Genomic DNA, 8,979 nt, shown 5'->3' with positions numbered 1-8,979 from the left:
TTAATGGGTTCGAACTAGTTAATTATTAATAATTACAGGAAGAATGGGCTTGGTTGGAACAACCGCTCCACATCGGGCACGAATTTTTTGTGAGTAATAAACATCACTACGTGGTCACCCTGTTTAATTATGGAGTTGCTGTTGGCAATGATAACCTCATCCCCACGTACAATTGCCCCAATGGTAGTACCTGGTGGTAACTTTATATCCTCAACCATTCGGCCAACAACTTTTGATGTGGTTTCATCACCGTGGGCAATTGCTTCGATTGCCTCAGCCACACCCCGCCTTAATGAAGAAACACTGACAATATCCGCTTTACGGACATGACCTAAAAGGGCTGAAATAGTGGCCTGCTGCGGTGAGATGACAATATCAATAACGCTTCCTTGAACCAGATCGACATAGGCGCTACGTTGGATTAATACCATTGCCTTTTTTGCGCCCATCCGTTTTGCCAGCATCGCGGACATAATATTGGCTTCATCGTCATTGGTAATGGCAATAAAGACATCGACCTGTTCAATATGCTCTTCTGCCAGCAGTTCCTGGTCTGACGCATCGCCATAAAATACAATAGTATCGTGTAACATCTCGGCTAATTCGGCGGCTCGCTGCGGGTTACGCTCAATTAATTTTACACTGTAATCTTTTTCTAATCGTAGGGCTAAACCGGCTCCGACATTACCACCGCCAACAATCATAATGCGCTTATAGGGTTTTTCAAGACGTTGTAACTCACTCATTACAGCGCGGATATGCTGTGAGGCAGCAACAAAGAAGACTTCATCACCTGCTTCAATGATAGTGGAGCCCTGTGGACGAATTGGTCGATCTTGACGAAAGATTGCTGCCACTCTGGTATCAATATGAGGCATGTGTTCACGCAGAGAGGATAATGCATTCCCCACCAATGGGCCGCCATAATAGGCTTTTACCGCCGCAATACTGACTTTACCTTCAGCAAAATTAACTACCTGTAATGCACCAGGATATTCGATAAGTTTATAGATATTATCGATAACTAGCTGTTCCGGTGATATCAAATGGTCAATGGGTACCGCTTCTGGCAGAAAAAGCTTATCAGCTTCACGAATATATTCAGCCGAACGGATACGTGCGATGCGATTTGGTGTATTAAATAGTGAATACGCAATTTGGCAGGCAACCATATTGGTTTCATCAGAATTGGTCACTGCAACCAACATATCGGCATCTTCAGCCCCCGCTTCCCGCAAGACTCTCGGATGCGATCCATGCCCTTGTACCACACGCAGATCAAATTTATCTTGCAACTGGCGTAGGCGGCCAGAGTCAATATCCACAACGGTGATATCGTTGTTCTCGCCTACCAGATTTTCTGCCAGGGTTCCGCCAACTTGCCCCGCCCCAAGAATAATTATTTTCATAGCGTTCTCTGTTCCACACTGAAATTAGGTTTTGAGGCATAGCCAAAGCCACGATTATCTTTTGATTAACTTCGCATAAAAGAAACCATCGCCATCCTCAGGGTGTGGCAAGTTTTGTTTACCGGGAGTCACGTTAGTACCAGTTTCAACCAATTCTGCTTCACAATGCCGTTGCAGGAAAGCGGCTATCTGTTGCTGATTCTCTTGCGGTAATATCGAACAAGTAGCATAAACCATTACGCCACCTTTCTTCAGTCTAGGCCAGATAGCTTCAATGATCTCAGATTGTAATTCTGCCAGGTCGGCAATATCACTGTCTCGGCGCAACCATTTGATATCAGGGTGGCGACGAATCACACCGGTGGCAGAGCAAGGTGCATCTAGCAGAATACGATCAAATTGCTGATCGTCACACCATGCATCCGGGGTTCGACCATCGCCGACTCGCACCACAGCATGTAATTTCAGACGTTGTAAATTTTCCTTAACCCGGCTGAGCCGTTGTTCATCAATATCCACAGCTAATACATGTGCTTTTGGCGCAGCTTCGAGGATGTGTGTTGTTTTACCGCCCGGAGCGGCACATAAATCAAGGATCTGTTCACCATTTTGCGGATCAAGCAGATCAACACAACCTTGGGCTGAAGCATCTTGCACTGTTACCCAGCCTTGTTCGAAACCAGGCAGATCATTGACGGCGCACGGGGCAATAAGCCGTACTGCATCGGGATAAAAGGCATGAGGTTCTGCATCTATCTCCGCTTGCTTTAACAGCTCGAGATATTCACCGCGGGTATGATGGAGACGATTTACCCGCAGCCACATTGGTGGCTTTTGGTTATTCGCGTCCACAATCTGCTGCCATTGTTCTGGATAGGCTTGCTTAATACGCGCTAATAACCAGCTAGGATGCAGGTAACGGCTATCACTATTTGCAGCGCGCTCCAGTAATTCCACTTGCTGACGTTGGAATTGACGTAGTACACCGTTGATCAACCCTTTTAGTTGCGGACGTTTCAGCGCAGTGGCACCTTCAACCGTTTCGGCTAAAGCAGCATGTGGCGGAATCCGGGTATAAACCAACTGGTATAGCCCGATCATAATCAGGTAGTGAAAAACACGCTGTTTACCGGTCATTGGGCGCGCCATCAACTGCTGGATACACCACTCTAGCTGTGGTAGAACACGCAAAGTGCCAAAACACAACTCCTGTAGCAATGCGCGATCTTTATCTGAAATATTTTTCTGTAGCCCAGGCAAAACGGTACTGAGCGATTGCCCCTGATCCAATACCTGGCTAATTGCTTTAGCAGCGATGCTGCGGAGATTATATGTGTTTTTCATAACCAAAAAAGCCGACAAACGTCAGCAAATAAAGGGAAAGTGGCCCGATGATGAAGTATCGGGCGATGAAACCTACATCCGTCATCTTTCAAGTTGCAGGGGTGTTGGCTGCTCTCGCTACTTGGCCATCTCTGGACCGGCCTTCCTGCATCTTGACATCTATTAGGTATATAGCTGTAGCTGCTGAGTTATTATGCTAGTTGACTACCGGGCGCAAACCATTCGCGACGTGAATTTAATAAGTCAGCTGCGGACATGGCTTTCTTGCCGGCTGGTTGCAGTTGCGTGATATTTAAAACGCCATCTGCGGTAGCCACTTGGATCCCATGTTTATCTGCATGAATGATGGTTCCGGGCTTGGTATTATCTACTTTAGGAAGTACCTGTGCCTGCCAGACCTTGATGAGCTGTTCATCAACGACAAAATAGCTAACTGGCCAAGGATTAAAAGCACGAATACAGCGTTCTAACTGAGCCGCAGAAAGTGACCAATCTAATTTGGCCTCCTCTTTACTTAGCTTTTCTGCATAAGTGGCTTGTGCCTCATTTTGTACTTCCGGCTGTGCACTGCCTTGCGCTAATTGCTGCAATGTTATCAATAAGCCCTGAGGCCCTAATTGCGCCAGCTTATCGTACATTGTCGCACTGGTATCATCCGGCTGAATGTCACATTCAATTTTATGCAGCATATCCCCGGTGTCTAGTCCAACATCCATTTGCATGATTGTTACCCCAGTTTTTGCATCACCGGCCCATACTGAACGTTGGATAGGCGCAGCACCACGCCAGCGTGGTAATAGGGAACCATGGACGTTAATACAGCCTAATCGCGGCATTGCCAAGACAGATGCAGGCAAAATCAGACCATAGGCAACCACGACCATAATATCAGCATTCAGATCAGCCACGAGATGTTGGTTCTCCTCGGGCCGTAGCGATTTCGGCTGAAAAACGGGAATACTTTGTTGTTCTGCCAATACCTTCACTGGGCTCGGGGTCAGTTTATTACCTCGGCCAGCGGGGCGGTCCGGTTGAGTGAAAACACCAACAATCTGATGTTGGGAAGACAACAACGCGCCAAGATGGCGCGCTGCAAAATCAGGCGTTCCTGCAAAAATAATCCGCAAAGAGTCAGACACGTTGGTTTCCTGCATTAGATGGGGTTAGTCGGCTCGGGCATTTAACTTGGCCATTTTCTCCAACTTTTGGCGGATACGCTGACGTTTCAGCGGCGATAAATAGTCCACAAACAGTTTGCCAACCAAATGGTCCATTTCGTGCTGAATACAGATTGCTAATAAATCATCCGCTTCCAGTTCGAACGGTTTACCATCACGGTCCAGCGCTCTGATTTTTACTTTTTCAGCGCGAGGGACTAATGCCCGTTGCTCAGGAATTGATAAGCAACCTTCTTCAATGCCGGTTTCACCGCTTTTCTCCAACAGCTCTGGGTTAATCAACACCAGGCGTTGGTCACGATTTTCCGAAACATCAATCACGATAATTTGTTTATGAACATCCACTTGGGTTGCGGCAAGGCCAATGCCTTCCTCTGCGTACATGGTCTCGAACATGTCGTCCACAATACGCTGGATTTCACCATTGACTTCTTTTACCGGCGCAGCAATTTTGCGCAGCCGCTCATCTGGGTAATGTAATACTTGTAATACTGACATAAATATCTAGATCTGCGTCCGAGTAGTGAATGATATTCAATCTCTATTCTAGACATTTCCGGCTCTGATTGACAGCATCGTCTACCAATTGAACAAATCGGTGTCAGCATAGAAAGCAAGCCAGGGAGGCAATATGTTAGCGGCTGAATTATGGCTCAGGATGAGCAAGGTTAAGGGATTTGGGGTAGCGAAAAGCAGTGCATTGGTCAGACGGTTACTTGCCCGTGGTGATGTCCACCCCGGCAGATTGGCTGCTTACGGATTGGATGCTCAGCAATGCCAGCAGTTTTATCAAGTAGATCCCCGCTATATTGAGGCCAGTTTAACTTGGCTGAGTCAGCCTTCTCACCACTTAGTAGCCTACGGTGAGCCAAGCTATCCACCCCGTTTGGCTCATATCTCTGCCGCTCCTCTGGTGCTGTTTGTTTCTGGCGAGCTGGATGTGTTGTATCGCTCTCAGATTGCCATGGTGGGTAGCCGTCATTTCAGCCACTATGGTGAGCAGTGGGGCTGTTACTTTGCTTCAGAACTGGCTCGAACGGGGTTGGTTATCACCAGTGGTCTGGCAATTGGGATTGATGGGATTTGTCATCAAGCGGCTTTGAATGCTAAAGGAAAGACCATCGCGGTATTAGGTAGTGGGTTGGAGAACATATATCCACGTCGACATCGTCATCTGGCCAAAGACATTGAGTGCCAAGGCGGGGCTCTGGTCTCAGAGTTTTTGACAACAGCATTGCCGGTCGCTGCCCATTTCCCCAGAAGGAATCGTATTATCAGTGGGCTAAGTTCTGCTGTATTAGTGGTTGAAGCTACGCTGAAAAGTGGCTCTTTGATTACTGCCCGCTATGCTATAGAGCAAGGGAGAGATGTTTTTGCTTTACCGGGGCCATTAGGGAGTGCAACCAGCGAAGGTGTGCACTGGCTGATTCAACAAGGCGCATATCTGGCGAGGTCAGCACAAGAGATAGCTACACAAGTGGGCGGTTCACTTCAATGGGTATCATTGCCCGAGAAAGTAACTATTTCTGCATCAGAGGAGCAAGTTGAATTGCCATTTGCTGATGTGTTGGCTAACGTAGGAGATGAGGTGACACCCGTTGATGTCGTCGCCGAACGTGCCGGCCAACCTGTGCCAGATATCGTCAGCAAATTGCTTGAGCTGGAGTTAGCAGGGTGGATCGCAGCTGTACCCGGCGGCTATGTCCGATTAAGGAGGGCAGGCCATGTTCGACGTTTTAATTTACTTATTTGAAACTTATATGCATAACGAGTCGGAAATGCTTGTTGATCAAGACAAGATTACTGACGATCTTGCTGACGCAGGTTTCTATCGTGAGGATATCAACAACGCCCTGAACTGGTTAGAGGCTCTCGCAGACCTACAAGAAGGGCAGAAAGCACCTTATCTTTATGCTGCTGATCCGCAAGCATTGCGGATTTATACGGCGGAAGAAGCCCAACGTCTGGATACCACTTGTCGCGGCTTCATCCTATTTCTTGAGCAAATTCAGGTGTTACATCTTGATACCCGTGAGATGGTCATCGACCGTATTATGGCATTGGACTCTAATGAGATTGACTTGGAGGATCTCAAATGGGTTGTGCTGATGGTGCTGTTTAACATACCGGGTTATGAAAGTGCCTATCAGCAGATGGAAGAGCTACTTTTTGAAGTCAATGAAGGTTATTTGCACTAAGTGGTAGTATCGCTGGCTAATAACCTTATATAGAAGGCGTTATGACGAAAACAGTTATTGCCAAGGATAATGGGTCGTGTCCTGAATGCGGATCGGCTTTAGTCATTCGTAGTGGGGGTCATGGCCCATTCCTTGGTTGTTCACATTATCCCGGCTGCCAGTACATGCGCCCGTTGAAAGCGCAATCTGATGGGCATATCGTGAAAGTTCTTGAAGGACAATATTGCCCTGAATGCGGTTCAGAAATGGTGTTACGGCAAGGGCGTTTTGGTATGTTTATTGGTTGTAGCCAATATCCACAATGTGATCATACGGAAGTTATTGATAAGCCTGATGAAACATCGATTGATTGCCCACAATGTGGCCAAGGCAAGTTACTACAGCGCAAGTCCCGGTTTGGAAAGATCTTCCACGCCTGCAATCGCTATCCCGATTGCCAGTTTACAATTAATCAGCAACCCATTGCCGGAGAGTGTGCGTATTGCCACTATTCATTGTTAATGGAAAAGAGAACCGCGCAAGGTGTAAAACGTTTTTGCGCTAGCAAGTTATGTGGGAAGGCAGTGGTAAGTGAGTAATAACAGCGTGAATAAACAAGAAAATAGTGGTGCTTTGTCAGATGTATTGCGGGCTTTGCAACAAGAAGAGGTCATCGCTTATCCAACAGAAGCCGTTTTTGGTTTAGGTTGTGACCCTGATAGTGAAAAAGCAGTAAATGCTTTATTAGCTTTAAAACAGCGGCCATGGCAAAAAGGTTTGATCTTAATCGCCGCTAACTATGAGCAGTTGAAGCCATATATTGATGACTCAATGCTGAATACAGCGCAACAGGAAATGCTCTTCTCCTGTTGGCCTGGGCCCGTAACATGGGTTATTCCAGCGCGAGCTAAGACACCGCGTTGGTTAACGGGCAGTTTTGGCTCATTGGCTGTAAGGGTGAGTGACCACCCACTGGTACAGCAGCTTTGCTCGCAATATGGCAAGCCACTGGTTTCAACCAGTGCCAACTTAAGCGGTCGCGAGCCATGCCGTACAGAAGCTGAAGTGAGAATGCAATTTGGCCCTTTTCTCCCAGTGCTCTCTGGCGAGGTGGGTGGTCGTTTGAATCCGTCTGAAATAAGAGATGCGTTAACCGGTAAGCAATTTCGCCAAGGATAGAAAGTAGCATGGATCAGAATTTCGCAGTGTTTGGTAACCCCATTGGGCACAGTAAGTCGCCAAGGATTCATGCGCTTTTTGCCGAGCAGACAGGTATAGAGCATCAATACGGTATGGTATTGGCCGCTCATGGCGCTTTTGAGGAAACGTTAACGTCGTTTTTTGCAGATGGTGCATTAGGCGCGAACATTACCACGCCGTTTAAAGAGCGCGCTTATGCCAAATGTGATGAACTAACCGATCGTGCGTCACTGGCAGGTGCTGTCAATACTATCAAGCAATTAGAAGACGGGCGCTTGTTAGGTGATAATACGGACGGTATTGGTTTGCTCAGTGATCTTGAGCGCCAGGGTTTGATCCGAGTCTCTGATCGGATCTTATTGGTGGGCGCGGGGGGGGCTGCTCGTGGTGTGATCTTGCCGTTACTCTCTTATGGATGCACTGTGGTCATCACTAACCGGACTTATAGCCGCGCACAGCAGCTTGCCGAAGTCTTTCATCATTTGGGTGATATCGAGGCTGCCGAAATGCAGGCGCTGAGCGGGCAGCAGTTTGACTTAATCATAAATGCTACCGCTGCTGGAATTCATGGCGAAGTACCAAACTTATCTAAAGATATTATGAGTCCTGCAACACGTTGCTATGACATGTTTTATCAAGTGGGGGATACACCATTTTTAGCTTGGGCTAAGCAGTTGGGTGTGGCGAGTTACGCTGATGGCTTAGGGATGCTGGTGGGGCAGGCAGCCCATGCTTTCAAACTTTGGCATGGCGTGATGCCACAGATAACACCGGTGCTAAATAAGTTGCGTGATGAACTGAGTCGATAGAAAGATATTCAATAATGCAGGGAAGATGATGACTTACTCCCTGCATCTTATGTTACTGCTTATTTAGTTTCTGCCAGATAGTCATCTTTCCAGCGTACGTAGTTGCTTGCAGAATAAAGTAGGCCTTCTAATTCTGCCGGCGTTAAAGGGCGTACTTGTCTGGCTGGGCTCCCCATATAGAGGTAACCACTGACTAATCGTTTACCTGGGGAAACCAGACTCCCCGCGCCAATCATCACATCATCTTCGATAACTGCACCATCTAACAAAATAGACCCCATCCCCACCAGTACCCGATTGCCAATAGTACAACCGTGGAGCATCGCTTTATGGCCAACAGTAACGTCTTCACCAATAACCAGGGGGTTCCCTTCAGGATTATGCTCTGAATGATGGGTTACGTGTAACACACTACCATCTTGAATATTTGAACGAGCGCCAATGACGACCTGATTAACATCACCACGAATAGCAACCAACGGCCAGACACTGACATCATCACCCAAAATGACATTACCAATGATCACGCTCGATCCATCGATCATCACGCGTTTACCAAGAGTAGGTGAATAATGAAGATAAGGGCGGATAGGGTCGGACATAGCAATAGCCTCTCAATAAGATCACACTTTACCGGCAATACTAGCCTTTGCTGATGGAATTACAACCAATCGACCGCAGGGATCATAGGGAAAATGCAGCGGATCGACCAAGATCTGCACGTAAGGAGTGAAAAGTATTCAAACAGTAGAAAAAGGCGAAAAAAGAGTTGTGCAAAAAATTCGACTCCCTATAATGCGCATCCATCGAGACGGCACACAACGAATCAAGTAGTTAAGTGACCGGCAAAGAGAACAGAGAA

Annotated in this window: 10 protein-coding genes; 5 read left to right on the top strand and 5 right to left on the bottom strand. The window is 47.2% G+C overall.

Going from position 1 to position 8,979, the window contains the following annotated elements; translation table 11 throughout:
- Positions 1-32 precede the first annotated feature (32 nt).
- The 4 genes from trkA to def form a co-directional block, all read right to left on the bottom strand.
- Positions 33-1,409, bottom strand: coding sequence for a Trk system potassium transporter TrkA (trkA, locus tag V2A85_RS19395; RefSeq protein WP_372560351.1), 1,377 nt, complete (start codon positions 1,407-1,409; stop codon positions 33-35).
- A gap of 54 nt (positions 1,410-1,463) precedes the next feature.
- Positions 1,464-2,753: a 16S rRNA (cytosine(967)-C(5))-methyltransferase RsmB gene (rsmB, locus tag V2A85_RS19390; RefSeq protein ID WP_420072127.1), complete on the bottom strand. Its 1,290-nt coding sequence runs from the start codon at positions 2,751-2,753 to the stop codon at positions 1,464-1,466.
- A 191-nt stretch (positions 2,754-2,944) separates the two neighbouring features.
- Entirely contained in the window at positions 2,945-3,892 is a 948-nt protein-coding gene (gene fmt, locus V2A85_RS19385) for a methionyl-tRNA formyltransferase (protein WP_083161155.1), read from the bottom strand.
- Positions 3,893-3,916: 24 nt separating this feature from the next.
- Entirely contained in the window at positions 3,917-4,429 is a 513-nt protein-coding gene (def, locus tag V2A85_RS19380; protein WP_083161153.1) for a peptide deformylase, read from the bottom strand.
- A 133-nt stretch (positions 4,430-4,562) separates the two neighbouring features.
- Between def and dprA the strand changes: the two genes are divergently transcribed.
- Genes dprA through aroE form a run of 5 tightly spaced genes read left to right on the top strand, consistent with a single transcriptional unit; the run spans position 4,563 to position 8,117 of the window.
- Positions 4,563-5,684, top strand: coding sequence for a DNA-protecting protein DprA (dprA, locus tag V2A85_RS19375; protein ID WP_372560354.1), 1,122 nt, complete (start codon positions 4,563-4,565; stop codon positions 5,682-5,684).
- Positions 5,656-6,129, top strand: coding sequence for a DUF494 family protein (locus V2A85_RS19370; RefSeq protein ID WP_032906609.1), 474 nt, complete (start codon positions 5,656-5,658; stop codon positions 6,127-6,129). Before dprA ends, V2A85_RS19370 begins: the two co-directional genes overlap by 29 nt.
- 41 nt (positions 6,130-6,170) lie before the next feature.
- Complete coding sequence (locus tag V2A85_RS19365; protein WP_372560355.1) at positions 6,171-6,707, top strand: type I DNA topoisomerase; 537 nt, start codon at positions 6,171-6,173, stop codon at positions 6,705-6,707.
- 7 nt (positions 6,708-6,714) lie between these two features.
- The gene (tsaC, locus tag V2A85_RS19360) at positions 6,715-7,287 is read left to right on the top strand and encodes an L-threonylcarbamoyladenylate synthase type 1 TsaC (protein WP_372560691.1); all 573 of its coding nucleotides are present in this window, start codon (positions 6,715-6,717) and stop codon (positions 7,285-7,287) included.
- An 8-nt stretch (positions 7,288-7,295) separates the two neighbouring features.
- Positions 7,296-8,117: a shikimate dehydrogenase gene (gene aroE, locus V2A85_RS19355; RefSeq protein WP_372560356.1), complete on the top strand. Its 822-nt coding sequence runs from the start codon at positions 7,296-7,298 to the stop codon at positions 8,115-8,117.
- A 59-nt stretch (positions 8,118-8,176) separates the two neighbouring features.
- Here aroE and V2A85_RS19350 read toward each other — a convergent pair whose 3' ends face one another.
- The gene (locus V2A85_RS19350) at positions 8,177-8,719 is read right to left on the bottom strand and encodes a gamma carbonic anhydrase family protein (protein WP_083161145.1); all 543 of its coding nucleotides are present in this window, start codon (positions 8,717-8,719) and stop codon (positions 8,177-8,179) included.
- Positions 8,720-8,979: the final 260 nt, after the last annotated feature.

Origin of the sequence: Yersinia sp. 1252 StPb PI, from assembly GCF_048593885.1 — a bacterium.
Taxonomy (GTDB): domain Bacteria; phylum Pseudomonadota; class Gammaproteobacteria; order Enterobacterales; family Enterobacteriaceae; genus Yersinia; species Yersinia enterocolitica_E.
The sequence above is the reverse complement of the archived record's forward strand: the minus strand, read 5'-3'. Positions and strand labels throughout refer to the sequence as shown.

Coding starts and splice junctions, on each gene's coding strand:
- def (WP_083161153.1), bottom strand. CDS start 4,429: ATGTCAGTATTACAAGTATTACATTACCCAGATGAGCGGCTGCGCAAA.
- V2A85_RS19365 (WP_372560355.1), top strand. CDS start 6,171: ATGACGAAAACAGTTATTGCCAAGGATAATGGGTCGTGTCCTGAATGC.
- dprA (WP_372560354.1), top strand. CDS start 4,563: ATGTTAGCGGCTGAATTATGGCTCAGGATGAGCAAGGTTAAGGGATTT.
- rsmB (WP_420072127.1), bottom strand. CDS start 2,753: ATGAAAAACACATATAATCTCCGCAGCATCGCTGCTAAAGCAATTAGC.
- aroE (WP_372560356.1), top strand. CDS start 7,296: ATGGATCAGAATTTCGCAGTGTTTGGTAACCCCATTGGGCACAGTAAG.
- V2A85_RS19370 (WP_032906609.1), top strand. CDS start 5,656: ATGTTCGACGTTTTAATTTACTTATTTGAAACTTATATGCATAACGAG.
- trkA (WP_372560351.1), bottom strand. CDS start 1,409: ATGAAAATAATTATTCTTGGGGCGGGGCAAGTTGGCGGAACCCTGGCA.
- V2A85_RS19350 (WP_083161145.1), bottom strand. CDS start 8,719: ATGTCCGACCCTATCCGCCCTTATCTTCATTATTCACCTACTCTTGGT.